Genomic DNA, 23,536 nt, shown 5'->3' with positions numbered 1-23,536 from the left:
ATCATGGTCATGCGTGAAGCCGTCATCGTTTCCACCGCCCGCACGCCGATCGGCCGGGCCTATCGCGGCGCGTTCAATGCCACGCCGTCGCCGACCCTTACCGCCCACGCCATCCGTGCCGCGGTCGAACGGGCGAAGTTGAACCCCGCCGAAGTGGATGACGTCGTCATTGGCGCGGCCCTCCAACAGGGCGTGCAGGCGACGATCGGCCGCACTGCGGCGTTGCGCGCGGGCCTGCCGGTTACGGTCGCCGGCGTGTCGGTGGACCGCCAATGCGCGTCGGGGCTGGAAGCCATCGCCATCGCGGCGCGCAAGGTGATCGTCGACCAGGAAGATGTGGTCGTCGCCGGCGGCGTCGAGTCGATCTCGATGGTGCAAACCAAGGAACTGCGCCTCGGCTTCGATCCCGAACTGATCGCCATGCACGACGACGTCTACATGCCGATGCTGCAGACCGCCGAGGTCGTCGCCAACCGCTATGGTGTCAGCCGCGCGGCGCAGGACGAATATTCCCTGCAGTCGCAGCAGCGGACGGCCGCCGCGCAGGCCGCGGGCAAGTTCGACGACGAAATCATCCCGGTGACGGCGACGATGAACGTCACCGACAAGGCGACCGGCGAAACCACGCAGAAGCAGGTGACGCTGGCGAGGGACGAGGGCAACCGGCCGGAGACGACGCTGGAGGGCCTCACCGCCTTGCAGCCTGTGATCGGCCCGTCGGGCTTCATCACCGCCGGCAATGCGAGCCAGCTTTCGGACGGCGCCTCGGCCTGCGTCGTCATGGAGCGCTCGGTCGCAGAAGCCCGCGGCCTGGCGCCGCTCGGCCGCTTCGTCGGCATGGCGGTTGCGGGCACCAAGCCGGACGAAATGGGCATCGGTCCGGTGTTCGCTGTGCCGAAGCTGCTCGAACGCTTCAACCTCAAGATGGGCGATATCGGCCTGTGGGAGTTGAACGAGGCCTTCGCGGTGCAGGTGCTCTATTGTCGCGACACGCTGGGCATTCCCAACGACCTGCTCAACGTCAACGGCGGTGCGATCTCGATCGGCCATCCTTATGGCATGTCGGGCGCACGCATGGTCGGCCACGCGCTCATCGAGGGAAAGCGCCGCGGTGTCCGCTACGTCGTGGTAACGATGTGCGTCGGCGGCGGCATGGGTGCTGCCGGCCTGTTCGAAGTGCTCTGACGAAGGGAAGGGGCGGTTCGCGCCGTCCCTTTTCACAGGAACGATCGCCGCCCCCGCCTGTTCTTTTCCGACACGATCGGAGGAGAGCAAGATGCCCAGCGAAGCCGAAATCGAGGCCCGGTTCTGGAAGGATCTGAAGGCCAGCCCATTCCTTATGATCGGGCTTGTCGGCGCCGCCGACGCCCATGCTCAGCCGATGACCGCCTTCTTCGACGACGATCATGGGCCGATCTATTTCTTCACCTCTCGCGACAATAATCTGGTGAGCAAGCTTACCCAGTCGCACCATGCGATCGCCAATTATGTGGCGAAGGATCACGATCTTTTCGCCAGTGTCCACGGCCATCTGAACGTGGAAACCAATGCGGCGGTGATCGACCATTTCTGGAACAGCCGCATCGCATCCTGGTACGAAGGCGGACGCGACGATCCCAAGCTTGCTTTGCTGCGGCTGGATACCGAGCGGGCGGAGATCTGGCTGGGCGCTTCCAGCTTCGGAGCGGCGATCAAGCGCCTGCTGGGGCGCGATCCCAAGGCCGACTATGCGGGCAAGGTGGCCGAGGTTCAGCTCTAGCCTTCGCCCCACAGGCCGTTGATCGGGGGTGACATGGTTCCGCCTGAAAAGGCGAAACCGGGCACCCGATCTTCGGCCAGCAGCAACGGGCCGTCGAGATCGACCCAGCGCACGCCCTGCGCGGCCAGGAAGGACGGCGCGATACCGAGCGAGGTGGAGAGCATGCAGCCCACCATGATCTCCAGCTTCGCATCGCTCGCCGCCGCCGCCAGAGCCAGCGCCTCGGTCAGCCCACCGGCCTTGTCTAGCTTGATGTTGATCGCCGCGTAACGGCCAACACAGCGCGCGAGATCGGCGCGATCCTGGCAGCTCTCGTCGGCGCAGAGCGGAATGGGCGAGACGATGCCATCAAGCAGATGGTCCTGCCCCGCCTTTACCGGCTGCTCGACCAGTTCGACGCCATAGGGCACCAGCGCCTGCGCTTCTGCGACGATGTCACGATCGGTCCAGGCCTCGTTGGCATCGACGATCAGCCGCGCCTCGGGTGCGCCGCGACGAACGGCGGCGACGCGGGCGACATCCCCCTCCCCTGCGAGTTTCAGCTTGAGCAAAGGGTGCTGAGTTGCCGCGGCACGCGCATCCGCCTCCATGCGGTCCGGCTCGCCGAGCGAGATGGTGTAAGCGGTCAGCAGCGGGGTGGGTTCGGCAAGGCCGGCAATCTGCCACGCCGGCTGGCCTATACGCTTGCAATCCAGATCCCAGAGCGCGGCGTCGACGGCATTGCGCGCCGCCCCCCGCGGCATCAGCGTTTGCACCTCGTCACGCCCCGCACCGCCCGCGATCGGCCCAACCATCGCCTCCACCGCATCGAGCACGCTCTCGGCGGTTTCGCCGTGATAATAGATGGCGGTCGCCTCGCCGCGGCCGATCAGTTCTCCGTCGGCTATCTCCGCAACGACGACATCGACATGCGTCTTGGCGCCGCGCGCTATGGTGAAGGCGCCGGCGACCGGCCAGCGTTCGATCCGCGCGGTGAGGCGCGGCGGTTCAGCGGAATTCATGCGTCAGGTGATCGTCAGAGGTTCGTCGGTGCCGCGCCGCGGGATCGGGCGGGGATCCTTGGACGGCCACAGCGCCTTGGGCAGAATGCGGGCCGACTTGTCGAACGCCGTCTTCACGTCCGGACGGGTGAGGAAGGTGCCCCACAGCGCCCGCAGCCGCGATGCCGCGGGAGCCCACAACGCGCCATCGGGCTGAAACTGATCGGCGATGGTCGATGCGCCCTCCGGCGAGGCCAGCGTCGCGATCGCGATCTTCGCGGCTTCGTCGTTACGACCCGAACATAATAGGGCCTCGATCGCAGCAGCCTCATTATCCTTGGCATCGACGATCAACTGATCCGCGGCGCTCTTTGCCTCGGCCGTGCGGCCAAGGGTCGAGAGCGCGCAGATTTCCGTCCGGCGCAGCCAGGCCCGTCCCCAAGGGCTGATCGCATCGCCGCTGCCTTCGCGCGCCGCCCGCGCAACGGCCAGTGCCTCATCCGGCTTGCTTGCTTCGTCGAGCAATTCGGCCAGGCCCACCATCCCTGAAACGACCGAGGGCGTCGTCTTCGGATCGATCCTGGTGAAGGCGCGCATCCGCTCGACCGCGGCGGCGCGATTGCCCTGCGAGGCGAGCGCCTGGGCATGATAGCGGACGCTCGTCACGGCCTCCTCGCTCATGCCCTCCGCGATCGGCACTTTCTCCGCAAGCTCGATCGCTTCGGGATAGCGGCCGAGCAGGATGAAGGCGCGGACGGCATCGCGCCGCGTGCGCTCGTCATTCTCGCTGCGGGTAAAGGCTTCGAGGCGGGACAGGGCAAAGCGGTCGATAGCCCGACCGCCATGTTCACCCAGCCGGGCTTCAATCGCGGGCCAGAGCGGCTGGTATAGCCGTTCGGTCGCCATCGATACCAGCAATTCGGGCATGGTGACGCGCGGCAAAATCGCCTCTGCCTCGGTGACCTGCTTGTCGACAAGCAGCGCCTCGATGGCCCCCTGCGCCAGGCTGTCGCGCATATCCGGCCGGTCCGAAGGCTGCCAATCCGCCCTTGCCAGCGCGACATAGAGACGCTTGCGGGTGGCGAGATCGCGCCGCTGGGTCAGATCCTGGACGATGCCGCGCGCGATCGCACTATTGATCGGGCCGAGGCCCTGGGGACTCTCCTCCGCCAGCAAAGTCAGACGCCGCGCCGCTTCAGGCAGATTCCGCTCGTTGACTGCGACGAACACGCCCACGGCGCGCACGCCGGGGCTTTCGGGGTCGGCCGCCACCATCTCACGATAGATGGCCGGCACTTCGTCGCCACGGCCGACATTGCCGAGGCAGGGGATACGCAGCAGTTGGATCTGATTGCGTTCCTTGCCGGCCATCCGCGCGGCCATCGGATCGAGAATGGCGAGCGCGCCGGTGCAATCTTCCTGCTGCAACTTGCCAAGCGCTGCGCGAAGCTCGCCCTTGGCATCCGGCTTTTCCGCTTGCGGCTGAAGTTGGGTCGTACGGGCAGTCATCCCCGTCGACGCCGAAGCCAGCATCAGCCCCAGCGCGGCAGCCGCGCTCAATCTTCTCTTAATCGCGTTTGTCATGATCGGCGATCCAACCCGTAACGACCGGCGCGATGATCTCACGCCAGCGTCGGCCGTTGAAGATGCCATAATGTCCGACGCCATCGGCCATGTGATATTTCTTCAGAGCCTTGGGCAGACTGGTCGCAATCTTGAGCGCCGCCTTGGTTTGGCCGATCCCGGAAATGTCGTCACGCTCGCCTTCTACCGCGAGGATGGCGATATCCTTGATCGCAGCAGGGTCGACCTTGCGGCCGCGATGCATCATCTCGCCCTTGGGCAAGGCATGATCCTGGAAGACGACATCGATCGTCTGCAGGTAGAAATCGGCATCCATGTCGCAGACCGAACGATATTCGTCGTAGAAGCCCTTGGTCGAGTCCGCGCTGTCGCCGTCGCCTTCCACCAGATGCTTGAACATCGTCCAATGGCTGATCAGGTGGTTGCCGAAGTTCATCGCCATGAAGCCGGTCAACTGCAGGAAGCCCGGATAAACCCGTCGACCCGCGCCCGGATAATAAAAAGGCACGGTGTGGATCACATTCTGCTCGAACCAGCTATGCGGCCGCTGCGTCGCCACCGTGTTCACTTCCGTCGGTGCTTCACGCGTATCGATCGGCCCGCCCATCATTGTGAGCGTTAGCGGCCGCGCCGGATTATTGTCCTCGGACATCAGGCAGGCCGCGGCATAACAGGGCACCGACGGCTGGCATACCGCCAGCATGTGCGCGCCGGGGCCGATATGCTCCAGGAATTCGATGACATAATCGACATAATCGTCGAGATCGAACTTGCCTTCCGACATCGGCACCATCTTCGCATCGCGCCAGTCGGTGATATAAACGTCATGCTCCGGCAGCATCCGCTCCACCGTGCCGCGTAGCAGCGTGGCATAGTGGCCGGACATCGGCGCGACGATCAGCAGCTTGGGGCCGCCCTGAATTCCCTTGCGCACGAAATGCTTGAGCTGGCCGAACGGCTTGCGCAGCACGATCTCCTCGGAGACTGGCACCGGTTTCCCGTCTACCAAAGTCATCTTGAGGCCGAACGCCGGCTTGCCGCGCGGTGCCGAGGCATGGGCAAACACATCCAGACCGGATGCCATCAGCGGACCCATCGCGGTGTAAGACAGCGGATTGGCGGGACTCTGCATCCACTCCGCCCCCATATTGGCGAAGGTGCTGGCGCCCGCCAGCAGGGTGCGTTGCATTTCGTAAGCGTTGTACAGCATCGAATTGGGAATCCCGGATGGCGAGTTGTGAGGAGCTTACGCCCAAACTTCTTAACGGTGCAATGCAGCAAAAGTCGCAGACGGGGACAGCAGCCGCGCTGCTCGACCGTTGAGCAGGTCATCCGGTCCTGCTAGGCGGGCGCGCATGGCCGACCCCGCTCCGTCTCCGCCCACCGATCGCAAGCTCGGCAATCTCGGCCTCATCTGGCGCTTTGCCGCGCGTTATCCGGGCCATATCGTCGGCGCAGGCATCGCACTGCTGGCGGCGGCGCTCGCGACGCTGGCGATTCCGTGGCGGCTACGGCTGATCATCGACAACGGCTTCATCGCCAAGGGCGGCGAAGTATCGCCGTATTTCCATTATCTGCTGATGATCATCGTCGTCCTCGCGCTGGCGACGGCGATGCGCTTCTATTTCGTGTCGTGGCTCGGTGAGCGCGTGGTGGCTGACATCCGATCGGCGGTCCATGGCAACCTGCTGACGCTGGCGCCCGGCTATTTCGAGGAAAATCGCCCCGCCGAAATCGCGTCGCGGCTGACGGCGGACACGACCCTGATCGAGCAGGTCGTCGGCACCACCGCCTCGGTCGCGCTTCGCAACCTCGTGCTCGCGCTCGGCGGCATCGCCTATCTTTTCACGCTGGCACCAAAGCTGACCGCACTGCTGCTGCTTGGCATTCCGGTCGTGATCGTGCCGATCGTCATCCTCGGCCGCCGCGTCCGCACGGTGGCTCGGCACAGCCAGGATCGCATCGCCGACGTTGGCGCGATGACCGCAGAGACGCTCGGCGCGATGAAGATCGTCCAGGCCTTCGGGCAGGAAGCGCGTGAGGGCGGCCGCTTTTCGGGCGCCGTGGAGGCCGCATTCGGCACGGCCCGGCGCCGCATTTCGCTGCGCGCGATCATGACCGCGATCGTCATGTTCCTCGTCTTCAGCTCGATCACACTGGTGATGTGGCAGGGCGCGATGGACGTGGCCTCCGGTGCCATGTCCGGTGGCGCGCTCGCCGCGTTCATGCTCTCGGGCGCGCTCGTCGCCGGGGCATTCGGCGCGCTCAGCGAGGTTTATGGCGATCTGCTCCGCGGCGCCGGCGCCGCCAGCCGGCTGGCCGAGCTGCTGCAGGAAGTGCCGGACATCCGTCCGCCGGCCAATCCCGTGCCGCTGCCCCTGCCCCCCAAGGGCAGTCTGAGCTTCGAGAATGTGACCTTCCATTATCCGACCCGGCCGGAGGTGAAGGCGCTCGACGACTTCAGTCTGGCGATTCAGCCCGGCGAGATGGTGGCGGTTGTCGGCCCGTCGGGCGCGGGCAAGTCCACCTTGTTCCAGCTCGCTCAGCGTTTCTACGATCCAGAGGCGGGCAGGTTACGCCTCGACGGCATCGCCTTGCCCGATGCCGACCCGGCGGAGGTGCGGTCGCGCATCGCCATGGTGCCGCAGGAAACCGTGATCTTCGCGGCCTCCGCGCGCGACAATCTGCGTTACGGCCGCTGGGATGCCGACGATGCGGCGCTGTGGGCGGCGGCCGAGGCGGCCAACGCCGCGACATTCCTGCGCGCCCTGCCGCAGGGGCTAGACACCTTCATGGGCGAAGGCGGCGCGCGGCTTTCGGGCGGCCAGCGCCAGCGGCTCGCCATTGCCCGTGCGCTGCTGCGCGATGCGCCGCTGCTGTTGCTCGACGAGGCGACCTCCGCGCTCGACGCCGAATCCGAGCGGCTGGTGCAGACCGCGCTCGACCGGCTGATGCAGAACCGCACCACGATCGTCATCGCCCACCGCCTCGCCACCGTCCGCGCCGCCGATCGCATCGTCGTGATGGATCATGGCCGCATCGTCGAGGAAGGCACGCACGATGCGCTCGCATCCAGCGGCGGCCTTTATGCTCGCCTCGCGCGGCTGCAGTTTGAGGGCGTGGAGTAGACCGTGGCGATCAGCCTGGTCGGCCTCGATGCCGACGATACGCTCTGGCACAATGAGACGATCTTCCGGCTGACGCATGAGCGCTTCAATGCGCTTCTGGCCGACTTCGCCGATGCCGGAACAGTGGAAACCAGGCTTACGGAGATCGAGCGTCGGAACCTTGCGGTCTATGGCTATGGTGCCAAGGGCTTCACGCTTTCGATGCTGGAGACCGCGCTCGAGATCAGCGACCGACAGGCGTCGACGGCGGTAATTGCCGAAATTCTGGCCGCGGGCCGCGAGATGATGGCCCATCCGATCGATCCGCTGCCCGGCGTGCGCGAGGCGCTGGAGGTGCTTGCGGCGGAGTCGCGGCTGGTGCTGATCACCAAGGGCGACCTTTTCCATCAGGAACAGAAGCTTGCGGCGTCCGGCCTGGGCAGCCTGTTCCACGGCGTCGAGGTGGTGAGCGAGAAGACCGCCGACACCTATGTCCGCGCCTTTGCGCGTCATGGCGGCAGTGCCGAAACCGCGCTGATGGCGGGCAATTCGGTGCGGTCGGACATCCTTCCGGCGCTGGCGGCGGGCGCCCATGCGGCGCTGATCCCCTACCCACTCGTCTGGGCGCATGAGGCGGCCGATCCGCCCGCCGACCATCCCCGTTATCGCGAACTGACGAGCCTTGCCGACCTCCCTGGCTGGATCGAGGAACTGCGCACCTCGCCGCGCTGACGCTTGCCAGCAGCGCCACCGCCCCCTATCCGACCAAGGTTGACGTGGGCGGCAAGGGAGTTGCGGGTGCGTTTCGAGGGCACGAAGGACTATGTCGCGACCGATGACCTGAAGGTCGCGGTCAATGCCGCGGTCACGCTGCGCCGCCCGCTGCTGGTGAAGGGCGAGCCCGGCACCGGCAAGACGGTGCTGGCCCATGAGATCGCCAAGGCGACCGGTGCGCCGCTGATCCAGTGGCACGTCAAGTCGACCACCAAGGCGCATCAGGGCCTCTACGAATATGATGCGGTGGCGCGCCTGCGCGACGGCCAGCTTGGCGACGAGCGGGTCCACGACATTTCCAATTACATCCGCAAGGGCAAGTTGTGGGAGGCCTTCACCTCGCCCGAACTGCCCGTGCTGCTGATCGACGAGATCGACAAAGCCGATATCGAGTTCCCGAACGATCTCCTCCAGGAACTCGATCGGATGAGCTTCGACGTCTACGAAACCGGCGAGACGATCACCGCCCGCGAACGCCCGATCGTCGTCATCACCTCGAACAACGAGAAGGATCTGCCGGACGCATTCCTGCGCCGCTGCTTCTTCCACTACATCAAGTTCCCCGAGCGGGAGACGATGCAGGAGATCATCGACGTCCACTTCCCGGGCATCCAGAAGATCCTCGTCAGCCGGGCGATGGACATCTTCTACGAGGTCCGCGACGTCCCCGGCCTCAAGAAGAAGCCGTCGACGAGCGAATTGCTCGACTGGCTGAAGCTGCTGCTGGCCGAGGACATGCCGCTCGACGTGCTGCAATCGCAGGATGCCCGCAAGGCGATCCCGCCGCTCCACGGCGCGCTGCTCAAGAACGAGCAGGACGTGATGCTGTTCGAACGCCTGGCCTTCATCGCGCGGCGCCAGACCGGGAACTAAGTTGAGGAAGTTGAGGATTGCCTCATAGCATTGGAGGCACCCTGTAGGACAGAGATCCTGCCAGATATGACTTCCCAAACGCCGGCCAATGCGCCATAGGCGCCGCCCATCCGCCTGCCTTGGTCTCTTCTGGGTTTCCGACCGTGGCTTCACCGGCTGAGCCCATGACAGGAGAAACTCCATGGCATGGGCCATTCTCGGCATCGCCGTGATCACTGAAATCTGCTGGGCGCTGAGCCTGAAATGGGCGGCGCTGCGCGGCACATGGACGGCCTCCATCATCCCGATCGCGCTCAGCTTCGTGAATATGGGGCTGCTGGCGCTTGCGATGCGCGGCATCTCCGCGGGCACGGCCTATGCGGTGTGGACCGGCCTTGGCGCGGTGGGTGTCATCATCTTCGGCACGATCTTCTTCAAGGAACAGGTGAACCCGGTGCAGATGGGCTTCATGGCGCTGATCATCGTCGGCGTCGTCGGGACCAAGCTGTTCGCGCAAGCCTGACCATCGGGGCCTGAACACCCACGCCTTCCATCCCTCTGCCCCATCTGGCAGGGTAAGGTGATGATTGGTTTCCGGCTTGTCCGTATCCTTGCCGCCCTGGCCTTGGCGGCCCCCGCAGTTCCGCTGCTCGCCCAGCCCCAGGAGGGCGCGAACCCGGCCGTCTGGGCGGGCGAGCCGACGACGGGAGTGCTGACGCACCGGGCCACGGGCGCGACCTTCCCGGCCGCCTACGGCATCTTCAAGCGCAGCCGCATCGTCGCGCTGGCGCCCGACGGCAGCGATGTCGCGATCAATTATGATGCGCAGGACGGCGAAACCCATACGCGGCTTTCGATCTTCCTCTACCACCCCCGTCCGGTTCCGGAGCATGGGCTGAAGGGCGCACTGGCCGCGATCGCTGCCCGATCGCCGCAAGCCTTCGTCTGGGCCGACGGACCTTTCTCGATCGCGGCGCCCGGCAATTCACCCGTGCCGCTGCGTGCCTTCAAGGGCACCTACAAAACGGGCGCCGGCCCAAGCGCGGTGATGGACTATCTCTACCTCGCCGAACTTGGCGGCTGGGCGGTCAAGATGCGGGCGACGATCACCAAGGTGCGCGATCCATCGCAGGAGGAAGCGATCGACCTGATCTTCCGCCAATTGCCCTGGGCCGCCGTGCTTGCCGCCAATGGCGAGTGCCGCGGGCCTGCCTGCCAGACAAAAGGGCCGGCGCAGTTCAACAGCCATATGGTGGAAAGCATGCTGCCTGCCGTGCTGGCGAAGCGGATACCGTTCGACATCAAGGCCGAACGCAACCTGCCAGAAGTCGCCCGCACCGCGACGCCACCGCTGGGCGAGGCGGTGATCCGCCGATCGACCAAGGATCCATTGGTCTATTTCACCGAGGTCAAGGATCTCGGCGCCTTCCGGTTGGTGAAACTGCCTGCCAATGTCGCGCAGATGGTCGACGGATCGTTCGGCAAGATTTCCGTCGAAGGGCCGATCTATGGCGTGGCGATCGACAGCGCCGGCAATCTGCTGATGCCGCGCTTCTTTGCCGGCGAACCGACCCCGGCCCAGTTCGGCGCGGTCGTGCGCGAACTTGTGCTGCATTCGACCGCATCACCCTTCGTCACCGTCGCCGAGACGGTGGCGGCGATGCCGGATCAATAATCGACGATCGATTCGAACAAAGCGGTCAGCGCCTGCCGCTCCGCCGCGTCGATTTCCGGCCGCCAGATTTCGAACAGCAGGACGACGCGGGTGCTGTCCCCGTCATTCCACGCCTCATGCTCGATGCTGTCGTCGAAGATCAGCATCTTGCCTTCCTCCCACTCGCGCACCTCATTGCCGACGCGGAAGCGGCAGCCGGGCGGCACGATCAGCGGCAGGTGGCAGATCAGGCGGGTGTTGAGCAGCCCGTTATGGGGTTGGATATGGGTGCCGGGGTGTAGCCGCGAAAACAGCGCCATCGGCGATCGCCCACGGATATGGGGCATGGGTGCTGCCTCCAGCGCGGCGACAGTGCGCGGGCAGCGTTCGGCCATTTCCGGGACCAGAACGCCTTCCTTGAGGATATAGGCCGCGCCCCAGCGGGGATCTTCAAACAAGGGATTGGCCGGACGCGGGCGATCAGCGCGGCCCTGAACATAAGGCGCGAAGGCCTCGCCCTCCGCCATCAATGCCGTCAGTTCATCGCGGATGGCCGAGGTCGCCGCTTCCATCTCCGCCACCCACGGGAAGGCACCGCGCTCGTAGAACTGGATTTGCGGCAGGCCCGGATAATAGAAGCTGTTGGGCTGCTGCACATACACCTGCTTGCGACCGGCAAGGATGTCGATCGCCTGCCGGAAACGCGGTCCGGCCTCGCCGCCGTCGATCGCCGCCAGCGCGCTTTCCATATGCGCCTGATAATCGCGCCGGTGCGCCTGCACCGCCTCGCTCACCCGCTGCAGATCGGCGGCGAGCGCCTGCGGGACGCTACCGTCGGTCGGCGCGGCCTTGAGCGCTAGGCTGTAGAAGGAGGTGGCAGCGCGATCATCGCCCTGGCGCGCACGGCAATCACCCTTCATCACCAGCGCGCGCAGATTGCGCGGCTGATCGGCGAGAAGGCGATCGACCGCGACTTCCTCGGCGGCATGATCGCCTTCGAGGCGGCAAGCCTGGGCGAGCAGTATCCATGGAGGAACAATACCGGAGGCGGGATCGGCCAGCGTCTCGAACAGGCGCCGCGCGGTGGCGGCGTCCCGCCGCTGCATTGCCGCGACGCCTTCGCGCACCATCACATCCGCTTCCGCCGCGTTCAGCGCCACATTCTGCTCCCTGCCCCGATGGCCCTTCTATAGCGGCGCGCTTGCGCCCGCGCCAATTCCACGATCTAATCCAGAAACCATTGAAAACAGGGGGCGAGTCCATGCGCGACGACAGCAAGAGCGGCACCTTTGCGGATCGGCGGGCGGTGCTGCGCGGCGCGGCGGCGGGCGCGGCACTCTTCGCCCCCGGCGCGACCCTCGCGGCGAGTGGCGACCTTGCCGCCATCCGCAAGGCGGTGGAGGCCAATCACGATACCGCCGTTCAGCGCCTGCAGGACTGGATTCGCCTCCCCTCCATCGCAGCCGAAAATCGCGACATGGAAAAGGGCTGTTCCTACATGATGGAACTCGCCCGCGACGCCGGCTTCCAGCATGTCGAGCGCGTGCCGACCAGCGGCCATCCCGGCGTGTTCGCCACGCTCGATGCCGGCGCCAAGAAGTGGATGGGCATCTACTTCATGTATGACGTGAAGCAATATGACCCGGCCGAATGGTCGGTGCCGCCGATCGAAGCACGACTGATCGACAAGCCCGGCTTCGGCAAGGTGGTAATGGGCCGCGGCGCCGTGAACCAGAAGGGGCCGGAAGCGAACTTTCTGGCCGCGCTCCACGCCTTCCGCGCGGCCGGCCGCAAGCTGCCGGTCAACCTCGTGCTCGTCGCCGAGGGTGAGGAGGAGATCGGATCGCCGCATTTCAGCGAGATCGTCCGTCGCCCCGACGTGCTCGCCGCGCTCAAGAAATGCGTCGGCGTGATCATCCCGACCGGCTGGCAGAGCCCCTCCACCGGCGGCGCCGCGGTCAATCTCGGCGCCAAGGGTGTGATCGAGTTCGAGCTGATCGCGTCGGGCGAGAAATGGGGCCGCGGCCCGGCCAAGGATATCCATTCGAGCGAAAAGGCCCGCGTCGACAGCCCCGCCTGGCGGCTGGTCTCGGCACTGTCCACGCTCGTCAGTCCGGACGGCAATATGCCGGTGGTCGATGGCTACATGGACAATGTCCGCCCGCTGACGCCACGCGAACGCGCGTTGATCGCGGAAGCCGGACGGACGATGAGCGAGGCCGACGCCAAGCGCCAGCTCGGCGTCAAGACATGGATCGATGACCTGCCCTGGCAACAGGCGCTCGAACGGCTGGCGGCCGTGCCGACGATCAATATCGAAGGGCTGGTCTCCGGTTACACCGGGCCGGGCGGCAAGACGGTGCTGCCGGGCCGCGCCGTCGCCAAGATCGACTGCCGCATCGTCCCCAACCAGACCAAGGATGAGGCCGTCGCCAAGATCCGCGCGCATCTCGACAAGCATGGCTTCAAGGATGTCGAGATGAACGTGTCGGGCGGCTATGACCCGACCGAGACGGCCGAGGACAGCAAGCTCGTGAAGGCGCAGCTTGCCGTCTATGCGCGCAACAAGGTGCCGACGACCATCTACCCGCGCCTTGCCGGCTCCTGGCCGGGCGTGGTGTTTACCGGCCAGCCCGTCGGCCTGCCCGCGGGCCAGTTCGGCTTGGGCCATGGCAGCGGCGCGCATGCCCCTGACGAATATTTCGTGCTGGAAAGCAGCAACCCGAAGGTCGCCGGCATGGACGACGCCGCGATGGGTTTCGTCGACTTCCTCTACGAGATTGCGGCGATCGGGTGAGCAGGCGCCGCTCGGCGCCTTGCAAGGATCGGGGGTCCGAAGCTTTCAATGTAGGACTTTATCTGTTCTACGCTGGTCGATGGAACGGCACGATTATCGCGAGCTATCGGCGGCCGCGCGCCAAGCTTCGCTCCCACATGCCGGCAACCTTCCCGCACTGCCTGGTCGCGTTGCCGGAGTGTCGGTGGTGCATTGGGCGGGCGCAGGTGGCGCGCCGCTGCGGCATGGCGGTCGCGCCGGTGGCACGTCATCGTCGCATGGGTGTCGCGTCACTGTCGCCGGCACGTCGCCATACCGCCGCTTCGGAGGCGCAATTGGCGCCGGAGGCCCCCAAAAGCGCTCGCAACCCTCAACTTCCTCAACTTCGCGCGTCAAAGGCTCGGCGCGCGGCATTGGCGGCGTCATGCGCCAGCCGGATCGGCGGCGGCAGTCTGCGGCCGTCGCTGAGGCGCAATACCCAGTCGACGGCGCTGGCGAGCGAGATGCGATGGCCGATGGTTATATAGATCGGGGCCGCCCGCGCTCGCATCCGCAGCGCAATACCGACGACTTCGCCCTTATGGACGATCGGCGCACGATCGCCCGGATATGGCCCCACCTCGCCCGCCACCTCGCCACAGAGGAGCGATTTGGCGCAGCCGATCGTCGGCACGTCGACCGCAACGCCGAAATGGCTGGCAATGCCGGCACGGCGTGGATGCGCCTGCCCCAGGCCATCGACGATCAGGAGATCGGGCTTCACCGTCAGCCGCTCCCAGGCCAGCCGCAGCACAGGCACCTCGCGAAAGCCGAGATAACCGGGCACGTAAGGAAAAGGCGGGATCGCCGTTGCAGTGGCGGCCTGCCCGTCGAGCGGCGCGATCGCGGCGTGGACCGGCCCGTAGCTGTCGCGCCACTTCATCGATACATCCGCCCCCGCGATCCGGTTTATCGGCCCGAGACGGTCGAGCACCTCCACCCGCCCGGCGATCAGCCGTTGGACGCCGGTGGCCTCCTTGAGCGTCGCTACATCCAGCCAGTCCCGACTCACCTCCATCCCCCACTCCGAATCGAGGCCGCCCCAATAAGACCGCTCCGGCCGCATTCCGCACGAAATTCTGCACAAGATTCAGGCACAATCTTGCCCTCTGCTGCTTCTTGCGGCACCGCAGCGAAAGTCAGCACCGGATTCGCGACGCATTCTTGCGCCGCACCATTTGGCACGCTTATTGAAGAACGCGCGTCAGCGTTCGAGCGGGAGGGAACGCCCATGAAGAAAATCGAAGCGATCATCAAACCGTTCAAGCTCGACGAGGTGAAGGAAGCGCTGCACGAGGTGGGCGTATCCGGAATAACCGTTACCGAGGCGAAGGGTTTCGGCCGGCAGAAGGGGCATACCGAGCTTTATCGGGGCGCCGAATATGTCGTCGATTTCCTGCCGAAGGTGAAGCTTGAGGTGGTGGTCGACGATGATCTCGCCGATCGCGTTGTGGAAGCCATCGCTGCGGCCGCCCAGACGGGCCGGATCGGCGACGGCAAGATCTTCGTGATCCCGGTGGAAAGCGCGCTGCGCATCCGCACGGGGGAGAAGGGCGCCGACGCGATCTGATCGCGGCCGGGCCAAGGAATGCGTGGGCGAATGACCCGCGAAACTCTAGGGATTTCAATCGGAAGGCGAAGTGACATGGCCAATAAGGCTTCTGACGTTCTGAAACTCATCAAGGACAAGGAGATCGAGTGGGTCGATCTCCGCTTCACCGATCCCAAGGGCAAGTGGCAGCACCTGACCATGGTCGCCGGCCTGATCGGCGAAGATGAGTTGACCGACGGCCTGATGTTCGACGGCTCGTCGATCGAAGGCTGGAAGGCGATCAACGAGAGCGACATGATCCTGAAGCCGGATCTGGACGCAGTGTGGATCGATCCGTTCTCGGCGACGCCGATGCTGATCCTGGTCTGCGACATCGTCGAGCCGTCGACTGGCGAACTCTACGCCCGCGATCCGCGCTCGACCGCGAAGCGCGCCGAAGCGTTCCTGAAGTCCACCGGCATCGGCGATACCGTCTATGTCGGCCCGGAAGCCGAATTCTTCATGTTCGACGACGTGCGGTTCGAGAACAGCTACTCGACCAGCTATTACAAGATCGACGACATCGAACTGCCGGGCAACACCGGCCGCGAATATGAAGGCGGCAACCTCGGTCACCGTCCGCGCGCCAAGGGCGGCTACTTCCCGGTCGCGCCGGTCGACTCGGCCGTCGACATCCGCGGCGAGATGGTTTCGACCATGATCGAAATGGGCCTGCCCTGCGACAAGCATCACCACGAAGTCGCTGCCGCGCAGCACGAGCTCGGCCTCACCTTCGGCACGCTGGTGACGACCGCCGATCGCATGCAGATCTACAAGTATGTCGTCCACCAGGTTGCCCAGGCCTATGGCAAGACGGCAACCTTCATGCCGAAGCCGATCAAGGAAGATAACGGCTCGGGCATGCACACCCACATCTCGATCTGGAAGGGCAAGGAGCCGCTGTTCGCGGGCAATGGCTATGCCGGTCTTTCCGACATGTGCCTGTATTTCATCGGCGGCGTCATCAAGCATGCCAAGGCGCTGAATGCCTTCACCAACCCGACCACCAACAGCTACAAGCGCCTGGTGCCGGGTTATGAAGCGCCGGTGCTGCTGGCCTATTCGGCGCGCAACCGTTCGGCTTCCTGCCGTATCCCGTACGGCACGGGCGCCAAGGCGAAGCGCGTCGAGTTCCGCTTCCCGGACGCGATGGCCAATCCGTACCTCTGCTACGCTGCGCTAATGATGGCCGGCCTCGACGGCATCGAGAACAAGATCCATCCGGGCGAAGCGATGGACAAGAATCTCTACGACTTGCCGCCGGAAGAACTGAAGGACATCCCGACCGTCTGCGGCTCGCTCCGCGAAGCGCTCGAGAGCCTCGAGAAGGACAATGCCTTCCTGCTGAAGGGCGGCGTGTTCAGCGACGACCAGATCGCCGCTTATATCGAGCTCAAGTGGGCCGAGGTCTATCGCTGGGAAATGACCCCCAGCCCGGTCGAATATGACATGTATTACTCGGCCTGATCCGCAATCAGACCGTGGACAGGAAGGGGGTTCCGGGGCACTGCTCCGGAACCTCTTTTCATTAGGGCCAGCAGGCATGGGTTTGTTCGACAGATTGTTCGGCAAGAAGGCATCGCGCATCGAGGTGCCGGCGGCGGAGCCGGCTCCAGTCGCCGCGCCAATCCGCCCTGCCGAGCCCGCCCCACAGCCGAAATCAGCGGCCGACACTGCGCGCGAGGAGGAAGGCTTGCGGGCAATGACCGAGTTGCTCGACGAAATGGTATTGGCCGTCGCGCAGGCGCTCGCGGCCCAGGGCCAGAACAATCCGATCAACCTCGTCTATGTCATGGCGGCTGTGGCCGGGCAGGTCGCGCAGGCCGGCGCGATCCGGTCGCGCGCTCTGGCGGGCGAGCCGCTGGAAGCGCCGCATGTCGTGGCTGTCGAAGCTACCAACGGGCGCACCTATCTGTTCGGCGATGCGATCGGCATGGCCCTGATCGGCGAGGTCACCGATCCCGGCGTGCTCTGGCAGTCGGCGGGAACATCGGGGCTCCCGTTCGACCAGCAGATCATCAACGAGCTATTCTCTCATGCGGCGAGCACGGTTGGCAGTGCGGATTTCGGCCGGCCGCGCTTTGGGGTGGAACTGCCGCCGGATCTGACGATCGACGCAGCTGTCCGTCATATCGGCACCATAGTGCCGAGCCTCACCAAGCGGGGCGTCGGGCAGAACCTCTGGACGCGCATGACAGCCCTGGCGACGCGCCACGCCATCCTGGCGGCAGCGCGGGAGCATGACATGGAAGCGCTCGGTCACGTAGCGCTGGACGCCGCCGTCGCGGGCTCGCGCATCCGCTTCGAGGACATAGCCAAAGGCTGATGCCTCCCCGCCATTCGATTGCGCATTCCGGCAAGCGCTTTCGCGCAGATGAAGCGGGCCTCGCCAGCATGTCGCCGCGTCCATAAGATCGCCCCGAAATATCGGAGAGGGTGATCCATGGCGAATGTTGCGCGCTACGACTATTCCGGCGCGAAAATACTCGTGACCGGCGGCACGAGCGGGATCGGCGCCGCCGTCGCAGCCGGTTATCGCGCGGCCGGCGCGGACGTGACGATCACCGGCACCCGCGCCGCGCCCAGCGATTATGACGAGGATTTGTCGGGCTACCGCTACCTCCAGCTCGACATCGAGGATACGGACAGCGTCGCGCGCGTCGCCGCGGCCGCCAGTGCCGGCGGGCTGGACATATTGATCAACAATGCCGGCCTGGCTCTGCCCTCGATCGGCCTGGATGAATATGATCCCGAAATCTTCAGCCGCGCGATCAACATGCACCTGACATCGGCATATCGCATGGCGAAGGGCTGCTTTGACGCGCTTTCAAAAAGCACTCTCGCGGGCGGCGCCTCGATCGTCGGCATCGCCTCCATGTCATCCTATTTCGGGATCGGCATCGTGCCCGGCTATGGCGCCGCCAAGACGGGTATATTGGGGCTGACCCGCGTGCTCGCGGTCGAATGGGGCAAGCATGGAATCCGCGTCAACGCGGTCGCGGCGGGCCTGACCGAGAGCCGGATGACGGCCGGAACCTTCGCCAATCCCGAATGGTCGCAACCCACGCTCGCCCGCACGCCAGCCGGCCGACTGGGCAAGCCGGAGGATATTGCCGGGGCCGTGCTGTTCCTGACGAGTGCGGGCGCGTCCTGGGTCACGGGCCAGACATTGCCGGTGGACGGCGGGTTCACGGTCGCGGGCTAATCTCACTACTCGTCATCCCAGCGAAAGCTGGGATCTCGTGCCGCTAGCGCGCGCTCCATTGCCTGAGATCCCAGCTTTCGCTGGGATGACGGACTGTTGCTAGATCAGCCCCGCCAGCGGGCTGGACGGGTCGGCATACATGCGCCGGCCCATCCGGCCAGACCGATAGGCCATCCGGCCGGCTTCGACCGCGGCCTTCATCGCCCGCGCCATCAGGATCGGGTCCTTGGCCTCGGCGATGGCGGTGTTCATCAGCACGCCGTCGCAGCCAAGCTCCATCGCCACGGCTGCGTCGGACGCTGTGCCGACACCGGCATCGACCAGCACCGGCACCTTCGCGCCTTCGACGATCAGGCGGATGGTGACGCGGTTCTGGATGCCAAGGCCCGAACCGATCGGCGCGCCCAGCGGCATGATCGCGACGGCGCCGGCTTCCTCAAGCTGCTTCGCGGCGATGGGATCGTCGACGCAATAGACCATCGGCTTGAAGCCTTCCTTGACCAAAGTCTCGGTCGCCTTCAGCGTTTCGCGCATGTCGGGATAGAGCGTCCGCGCCTCACCCAGCACTTCCAGCTTCACCAGATCCCAGCCACCCGCCTCGCGCGCCAGGCGCAGCGTGCGGATCGCCTCGTCCGCAGTGAAGCAACCGGCGGTGTTGGGCAGGTAGGTAATCTTCTTCGGATCGATGAAGTCGGTCAGCATCGGCGCCTTGGGATCAGCGATATTGACCCGGCGGACGGCAACCGTGACGATTTCCGCGCCCGACGCTTCGACCGCGGCCGCGTTCTGGGCGAAATCCTTATATTTTCCGGTGCCAACGATCAGCCGCGAGCGGAAGGTGCGGCCAGCGACCGTCCAGCTATCGTCATCGACCTTGGCGGCATGATCGCCACCGCCGACGAAGTGGACGATCTCCAGCTCGTCGCCATCTTCGACCAGTACGTCCTCCAACGTGGAGCGCGGCACGACTTCGAGATTGCGCTCGACGGCGACCTTGTCGGGATCAAGGCCGAGCTCGGCAGCAAGCGCGGCCAGCGTGAGCCCGGTCGGCACGCGGCGATGCTCGCCATTCACGCGCAACTGGATGGTGCCGTCAGCAAGGCTCATGTCAGATCACTCCTTCGTCCGCCCCCATCTAGGATTTGTCGCGGGCTTGTCCACCGGCTTGATCGCCTGACATTTGACGCATATATATACGACAAATGGCAACGGCATTCTCTCTCGACCGCTTTCTTCACGCGCCGGCGCTCGATCGCGCGCGCGGGGTGGAGCGTGGTTTGCCCGCAAAGGCGGTGCGCGAACTGGTGGCCGACCCCGCCGTGACGCTCGCCGATGTCGCGCGGATCGTCGCCAAGCGGCGCACGCTGGAGCGTCGCCTTGCCGATGACGAAGCATTAACGCCCGAGGAAAGCGACCGTTTCGCACGCTTCGCCGAACTGCTCGAACTCGCATCCGACGTGCTGGGTGGCCGGGCGGCGGCGATGGACTGGCTGCGCGAACCCAAGGATCGCTTCGAAGGGATCAGCCCGCTCGATCTGCTGCGTACCCATTCGGGGGCGCAACTGGTCGAAAACCTGCTGCTGCAGGCGCGTCACGGCATGCTGGCCTGATCGACCGCATCGATGCGGTTGTGGCGCATATCCGAATATGCGGTGCTGGACGGCATGGGCGGAATCGTCGCCAGCGGCCGATGGCATGAACGCGGCCGGCCGATCGTCTACACCGCCGACTCGAGCGCGCTCGCGATGCTGGAAGTGCTGGTCCATCTGCAGGTGCGGTCCGTTCCGCCGCCCTTCCAGCTTATCGAGATCCACATATCGGATGAGGTGACTTCGGAGGATGCCCCGCCGAAGCTGCTCGACGATCCGGCCAAAAGCGCTGTTTGGGGCACAAGCTGGCTGGCCGAACGCCGCTCGGCATTGCTGCGCGCGCCATCGGCAATCGCACCGGGCGGTTTCAACTGGTTGCTCAATCCGCTACATGGCGAGGCGGCACGCGCGCAGGTCATCCGGCATGCGCGCTGGCCTTGGGACAGCCGTCTCTTCCCGGCCTGACACCGCGCCCCTATAGGGGATCGCCACCAAGGGGGAATTTGCATGGCGGATATGGTTTTCGTTCTGAACGGGCCGAACCTCAACCTGCTCGGCCTGCGCGAGCCGGAGATTTATGGTTCGGACACGCTGGACGATATTGCCGACCGGCTGGAGGATCAGGCCCGCGAACTCGGCCTCACCATCGACATGCGGCAGTCCAATCATGAAGGCCATCTGATCGATTGGCTGCACGAGGCGAACGCACTGCCTGCGAAGGCGGTGATCCTCAACCCCGGCGGCTATACGCACACGTCGGTGGCGCTTCACGACGCGATCAAATCGATCGAGGTGCCTGTGATCGAGGTGCATCTTTCGAACCCGCATGCGCGGGAGAGCTTCCGCCACAAGAGCTTTGTCGGCATGGCGGCGAAGGGCACGGTGGCGGGTTTCGGCGCGCTTTCCTACACGCTCGCGCTGGACGCGGCGGCCAAGCTCTGACAGTAGCGCGCGCAACTCGGAAACAAGACAAACAGGGAAGGGTCAGACCGAATGACCGACAAGCATGAGGGCCCGATCCGGGTCGATGTCGATCTGGTGAAGCAGCTTGCCGAGCTGCTGGATGCCACCAAGCTCACCGAGATCGAGGTCGAGGACGGCGAGCGCCGCGTCCGCGTTGTGCGCAAGGCCGCTCCCGTCGCTGCCCCCGTGGCCTATGCCCCGGCCGCGCCCGTCGCCGCCGCGCCGGCCGCTGCCCCCGCGCCTACCGCCGAAGCCGCGCCCGCCGATCATCCCGGCGCCGTGAAGTCGCCGATGGTGGGCACCGCCTATCTCGCCGCCGAACCGGGCTCGGCGCCCTTCGTGTCGCCGGGCGACAAGGTTTCCGCCGGCCAGACGCTGCTGATCGTCGAGGCGATGAAGGTGATGAACCCGATCACCGCGGCGCGCGGCGGCACCGTCAAGCAGGTTCTCGTCGAGAACGGCCAGCCGGTGGAATTCGATCAGCCGCTGCTGATCGTCGAGTAAATAGCGATGGCGATCCACAAGGTACTCATAGCCAACCGCGGCGAAATCGCGCTGCGCATCCATCGCGCCTGCCATGAAATGGGCATCCAGACCGTCGCGGTGCATTCCACCGCCGACGCGGAGGCGATGCATGTGCGGCTGGCCGACCAGGCGGTGTGCATCGGCCCGCCGCCCGCGGTCGAAAGCTATCTCAACATCCCGAACATCATCGCCGCGGCCGAGATCACCGGCGCCGATGCGATCCATCCGGGCTACGGCTTCCTTTCGGAAAATGCCCGCTTTGCCGAGATCGTCGAGAGCCACAACCTGATCTGGATCGGCCCGAAGCCGGAGCATATCCGGACGATGGGCGACAAGATCGAGGCGAAGCTGACCGCGGCCAAGCTCGGCCTGCCGTTGGTGCCGGGTTCGGACGGTCCATTGACCGACCTGGGCGAGGCCAAGCGCGTCGCCGCCGAGATCGGCTATCCCGTGCTGATCAAGGCTGCCTCCGGCGGCGGCGGGCGCGGCATGAAGGTGGTGCCCGAAGAAAGACAGCTTGAAACCCTGATGGCGCAGGCGGGATCGGAGGCGAAGGCGGCCTTTGGCGACGCCACCGTCTATATGGAGAAATATCTCGGCGATCCCCGCCATATCGAGTTTCAGATTTTCGGCGACGGCAAGGGCCAGGCGATCCACCTGGGCGAACGCGACTGTTCGCTGCAGCGCCGCCATCAGAAGGTGCTGGAGGAAGCTCCCTCCCCCGTCATCTCGGCTGCACAGCGCGATGAGATGGGCGGGATCGTTGCCAAGGCGATGGCCGAAATGGGCTATCGCGGCGCGGGCACGATCGAGTTCCTGTACGAAGACGGGAAATTCTACTTCATCGAGATGAATACCCGCCTGCAGGTGGAGCATCCGGTGACCGAGGCGATCACGGGTCTCGACCTCGTCCGCGAGCAGATCCGCATCGCCGACGGCCATGGCCTGACCTTGCGGCAGGAAGATGTGCAGTTCCGCGGCCACGCGATCGAATGCCGCATCAATGCCGAGCATCCGCGCACCTTCGCGCCCTCGCCCGGCCTGGTGAAACAGTTCCACGCGCCGGGCGGCATGAATGTCCGCGTCGATAGCGGGCTCTACGCCGGCTACCGCATTCCGCCTTATTACGACAGCATGATCGCCAAGCTGATCGTCTATGGCACGACCCGCGAAGGCGCGCTCCGCCGCCTGCGCCGTGCGCTGGAAGAGTTCGTGATCGACGGCGTCACGACCACCATTCCGCTCCACCAGGCGCTGCTGGACGATCCCGATTTCCAGAAGGGCAATTACACGATCAAGTGGCTGGAACAGTGGCTGGCCGAGCAGGAACCCGCCTGACCGGAGAGACGAACCTCAACCGCTTGCTGGAAGGCATGGAGCCGCGGCTTTACGACCGGCCCTATGCCTTCCGCTCAGACGGCCCCACCGAAGGCGCCTTCGCGCTGATCCGCGAAGATGAAGGCGAGACCGTCATCGCAGAAGACGCGGATGGCGGCTGGGCAAGGATCAGCCTGACCATCCATTCCAGCCTGGCGGCCGTCGGCCTTACGGCCGCGATCAGCACGGCGCTCGCCAAGGCCGGCATCAGCGCGAATGTCGTCGCCGGCCATTATCACGATCATATCTTCGTGCCATGGGATCGACGCATCGATGCCATGGCCGTGCTCAACCAACTTTCGGGAGACCGTTCGTGAAAGCCACCATCTGGCACAATCCAAAGTGCGGCACATCGCGCAAGACGCTGGCGATCCTTGAGGAGAACGGCGCCGACGTCACGGTGGTCGAATATCTCAAGACCCCGCCCACCCGCGCCAAGCTGGCCGAACTCTACAAGAAGGCCGGGATCGGCCCGCGCGACGGGCTGCGCACCAAGGAAGATGCGGCCAAGGCGCTGATCGCATCGGGTGCGAGCGATGACGCGATCCTCGACGCGATGGTCGCCGATCCGATCCTGATCGAGCGTCCGCTGGTGGAAACCGACAAGGGTGTCCGCCTCTGCCGGCCGCAGGACAAGGTGCTGGAAATCCTCTGACGGCAGGCGTCGCGGCCGTGAAAACTTGACCAGCGTGCCCTTGTCGCGAGAAATACACGGATCGAATTGTAAGGCTCTTCCATATTTCCCAACAGGGTGAAGAGGT

Annotated in this window: 25 protein-coding genes; 19 read left to right on the top strand and 6 right to left on the bottom strand. The window is 65.2% G+C overall.

Features of this window, described 5'->3' with window-relative positions:
- Positions 1-9: 9 nt before the first annotated feature.
- Complete coding sequence (locus ACFB49_RS01790; protein WP_380875141.1) at positions 10-1,185, top strand: acetyl-CoA C-acyltransferase; 1,176 nt, start codon at positions 10-12, stop codon at positions 1,183-1,185.
- Between the two features lie 91 nt (positions 1,186-1,276).
- The gene (locus ACFB49_RS01785) at positions 1,277-1,759 is read left to right on the top strand and encodes a pyridoxamine 5'-phosphate oxidase family protein (protein WP_380875140.1); all 483 of its coding nucleotides are present in this window, start codon (positions 1,277-1,279) and stop codon (positions 1,757-1,759) included.
- On the opposite strand, the gene dgcA is transcribed toward ACFB49_RS01785, so the two are convergent.
- From dgcA to ACFB49_RS01770, 3 genes are read right to left on the bottom strand one after another with little or no spacing between them, the layout of a single operon-like run.
- Positions 1,756-2,760: an N-acetyl-D-Glu racemase DgcA gene (gene dgcA, locus ACFB49_RS01780; protein ID WP_380875137.1), complete on the bottom strand. Its 1,005-nt coding sequence runs from the start codon at positions 2,758-2,760 to the stop codon at positions 1,756-1,758. The genes ACFB49_RS01785 and dgcA overlap by 4 nt on opposite strands.
- A 3-nt stretch (positions 2,761-2,763) precedes the next feature.
- On the bottom strand, positions 2,764-4,323 hold the full coding sequence (locus tag ACFB49_RS01775; RefSeq protein ID WP_380875134.1) for a hypothetical protein: 1,560 nt from the start codon (positions 4,321-4,323) through the stop codon (positions 2,764-2,766).
- A complete protein-coding gene (locus ACFB49_RS01770) occupies positions 4,307-5,533 on the bottom strand; it encodes a polyhydroxyalkanoate depolymerase (RefSeq protein WP_380875131.1) in 1,227 nt (408 codons plus the stop codon). Before ACFB49_RS01770 ends, ACFB49_RS01775 begins: the two co-directional genes overlap by 17 nt.
- Positions 5,534-5,678: 145 nt before the next feature.
- On the opposite strand from ACFB49_RS01770, the gene ACFB49_RS01765 reads away from it, so the two are divergent.
- From ACFB49_RS01765 to ACFB49_RS01745, 5 genes are all read left to right on the top strand, one after another.
- Positions 5,679-7,451 carry an ABC transporter transmembrane domain-containing protein gene (locus ACFB49_RS01765; protein ID WP_380875128.1) on the top strand — a complete coding sequence of 591 codons (1,773 nt, stop codon included), beginning with the start codon at positions 5,679-5,681 and terminating at the stop codon, positions 7,449-7,451.
- A gap of 3 nt (positions 7,452-7,454) precedes the next feature.
- On the top strand, positions 7,455-8,162 hold the full coding sequence (locus ACFB49_RS01760; RefSeq protein WP_380875126.1) for an HAD family hydrolase: 708 nt from the start codon (positions 7,455-7,457) through the stop codon (positions 8,160-8,162).
- Between the two features lie 66 nt (positions 8,163-8,228).
- Positions 8,229-9,077, top strand: a complete 849-nt coding sequence (locus ACFB49_RS01755; protein ID WP_380875123.1) for an AAA family ATPase — start codon at positions 8,229-8,231, stop codon at positions 9,075-9,077.
- Between the two features lie 181 nt (positions 9,078-9,258).
- Positions 9,259-9,579: a DMT family transporter gene (locus ACFB49_RS01750; RefSeq protein ID WP_380875120.1), complete on the top strand. Its 321-nt coding sequence runs from the start codon at positions 9,259-9,261 to the stop codon at positions 9,577-9,579.
- Positions 9,580-9,639: 60 nt separating this feature from the next.
- The gene (locus ACFB49_RS01745) at positions 9,640-10,731 is read left to right on the top strand and encodes a hypothetical protein (RefSeq protein ID WP_380875118.1); all 1,092 of its coding nucleotides are present in this window, start codon (positions 9,640-9,642) and stop codon (positions 10,729-10,731) included.
- On the opposite strand, the gene ACFB49_RS01740 is transcribed toward ACFB49_RS01745, so the two are convergent.
- Positions 10,725-11,870 (bottom strand): aspartyl/asparaginyl beta-hydroxylase domain-containing protein, encoded by a 1,146-nt coding sequence (locus ACFB49_RS01740; RefSeq protein ID WP_380875115.1) that lies wholly within the window; start codon positions 11,868-11,870, stop codon positions 10,725-10,727. The two genes, ACFB49_RS01745 and ACFB49_RS01740, sit on opposite strands and share 7 nt — an antisense overlap.
- Positions 11,871-11,971: 101 nt before the next feature.
- Here ACFB49_RS01740 and ACFB49_RS01735 point away from each other — a divergent pair, with 101 nt between their 5' ends.
- Positions 11,972-13,507: a M20/M25/M40 family metallo-hydrolase gene (locus ACFB49_RS01735; protein WP_380875113.1), complete on the top strand. Its 1,536-nt coding sequence runs from the start codon at positions 11,972-11,974 to the stop codon at positions 13,505-13,507.
- A 358-nt stretch (positions 13,508-13,865) separates the two neighbouring features.
- On the opposite strand, the gene ACFB49_RS01730 is transcribed toward ACFB49_RS01735, so the two are convergent.
- Positions 13,866-14,543: an endonuclease V gene (locus ACFB49_RS01730; protein ID WP_380875110.1), complete on the bottom strand. Its 678-nt coding sequence runs from the start codon at positions 14,541-14,543 to the stop codon at positions 13,866-13,868.
- Positions 14,544-14,756: 213 nt separating this feature from the next.
- Here ACFB49_RS01730 and ACFB49_RS01725 point away from each other — a divergent pair, with 213 nt between their 5' ends.
- The 4 genes from ACFB49_RS01725 (at position 14,757) to ACFB49_RS01710 (ending at position 18,321) form a co-directional block, all read left to right on the top strand.
- Entirely contained in the window at positions 14,757-15,095 is a 339-nt protein-coding gene (locus ACFB49_RS01725) for a P-II family nitrogen regulator (RefSeq protein WP_380875107.1), read from the top strand.
- 75 nt (positions 15,096-15,170) lie between these two features.
- Positions 15,171-16,583 (top strand): type I glutamate--ammonia ligase, encoded by a 1,413-nt coding sequence (gene glnA / locus ACFB49_RS01720; protein ID WP_380875105.1) that lies wholly within the window; start codon positions 15,171-15,173, stop codon positions 16,581-16,583.
- Positions 16,584-16,659: 76 nt separating this feature from the next.
- A complete protein-coding gene (locus ACFB49_RS01715; RefSeq protein WP_380875104.1) occupies positions 16,660-17,442 on the top strand; it encodes a hypothetical protein in 783 nt (260 codons plus the stop codon).
- Positions 17,443-17,559: 117 nt separating this feature from the next.
- Complete coding sequence (locus tag ACFB49_RS01710) at positions 17,560-18,321, top strand: SDR family NAD(P)-dependent oxidoreductase (protein ID WP_380875103.1); 762 nt, start codon at positions 17,560-17,562, stop codon at positions 18,319-18,321.
- Between the two features lie 99 nt (positions 18,322-18,420).
- Here ACFB49_RS01710 and thiS read toward each other — a convergent pair whose 3' ends face one another.
- The gene (gene thiS, locus ACFB49_RS01705) at positions 18,421-19,428 is read right to left on the bottom strand and encodes a sulfur carrier protein ThiS (RefSeq protein WP_380875101.1); all 1,008 of its coding nucleotides are present in this window, start codon (positions 19,426-19,428) and stop codon (positions 18,421-18,423) included.
- Positions 19,429-19,523: 95 nt separating this feature from the next.
- Here thiS and ACFB49_RS01700 point away from each other — a divergent pair, with 95 nt between their 5' ends.
- Genes ACFB49_RS01700 through arsC form a run of 7 tightly spaced genes read left to right on the top strand, consistent with a single transcriptional unit; the run spans position 19,524 to position 23,430 of the window.
- Positions 19,524-19,931: an antitoxin Xre/MbcA/ParS toxin-binding domain-containing protein gene (locus tag ACFB49_RS01700; protein ID WP_380875099.1), complete on the top strand. Its 408-nt coding sequence runs from the start codon at positions 19,524-19,526 to the stop codon at positions 19,929-19,931.
- Between the two features lie 12 nt (positions 19,932-19,943).
- Positions 19,944-20,375: an RES family NAD+ phosphorylase gene (locus tag ACFB49_RS01695; protein ID WP_380875097.1), complete on the top strand. Its 432-nt coding sequence runs from the start codon at positions 19,944-19,946 to the stop codon at positions 20,373-20,375.
- Positions 20,376-20,417: 42 nt separating this feature from the next.
- Positions 20,418-20,852: a type II 3-dehydroquinate dehydratase gene (gene aroQ, locus ACFB49_RS01690; RefSeq protein ID WP_380875095.1), complete on the top strand. Its 435-nt coding sequence runs from the start codon at positions 20,418-20,420 to the stop codon at positions 20,850-20,852.
- Positions 20,853-20,903: 51 nt separating this feature from the next.
- Complete coding sequence (gene accB / locus ACFB49_RS01685; RefSeq protein WP_380875093.1) at positions 20,904-21,377, top strand: acetyl-CoA carboxylase biotin carboxyl carrier protein; 474 nt, start codon at positions 20,904-20,906, stop codon at positions 21,375-21,377.
- 6 nt (positions 21,378-21,383) lie between these two features.
- Positions 21,384-22,736 carry an acetyl-CoA carboxylase biotin carboxylase subunit gene (gene accC, locus ACFB49_RS01680; protein WP_380875091.1) on the top strand — a complete coding sequence of 451 codons (1,353 nt, stop codon included), beginning with the start codon at positions 21,384-21,386 and terminating at the stop codon, positions 22,734-22,736.
- Positions 22,709-23,092, top strand: coding sequence for an ACT domain-containing protein (locus tag ACFB49_RS01675; RefSeq protein WP_380875089.1), 384 nt, complete (start codon positions 22,709-22,711; stop codon positions 23,090-23,092). The genes accC and ACFB49_RS01675 overlap by 28 nt, the downstream gene beginning before the upstream one ends.
- Positions 23,089-23,430 carry an arsenate reductase (glutaredoxin) gene (gene arsC, locus ACFB49_RS01670; RefSeq protein ID WP_380875087.1) on the top strand — a complete coding sequence of 114 codons (342 nt, stop codon included), beginning with the start codon at positions 23,089-23,091 and terminating at the stop codon, positions 23,428-23,430. Before ACFB49_RS01675 ends, arsC begins: the two co-directional genes overlap by 4 nt.
- Positions 23,431-23,536: the final 106 nt, after the last annotated feature.

It is taken from the genome of Sphingomonas sp. DBB INV C78 (assembly GCF_042693015.1).
Taxonomy (GTDB): domain Bacteria; phylum Pseudomonadota; class Alphaproteobacteria; order Sphingomonadales; family Sphingomonadaceae; genus Sphingomonas_E.
Note: the sequence above shows the minus strand (reverse complement) of the source record. Positions and strands in the feature narration are given on the sequence as shown.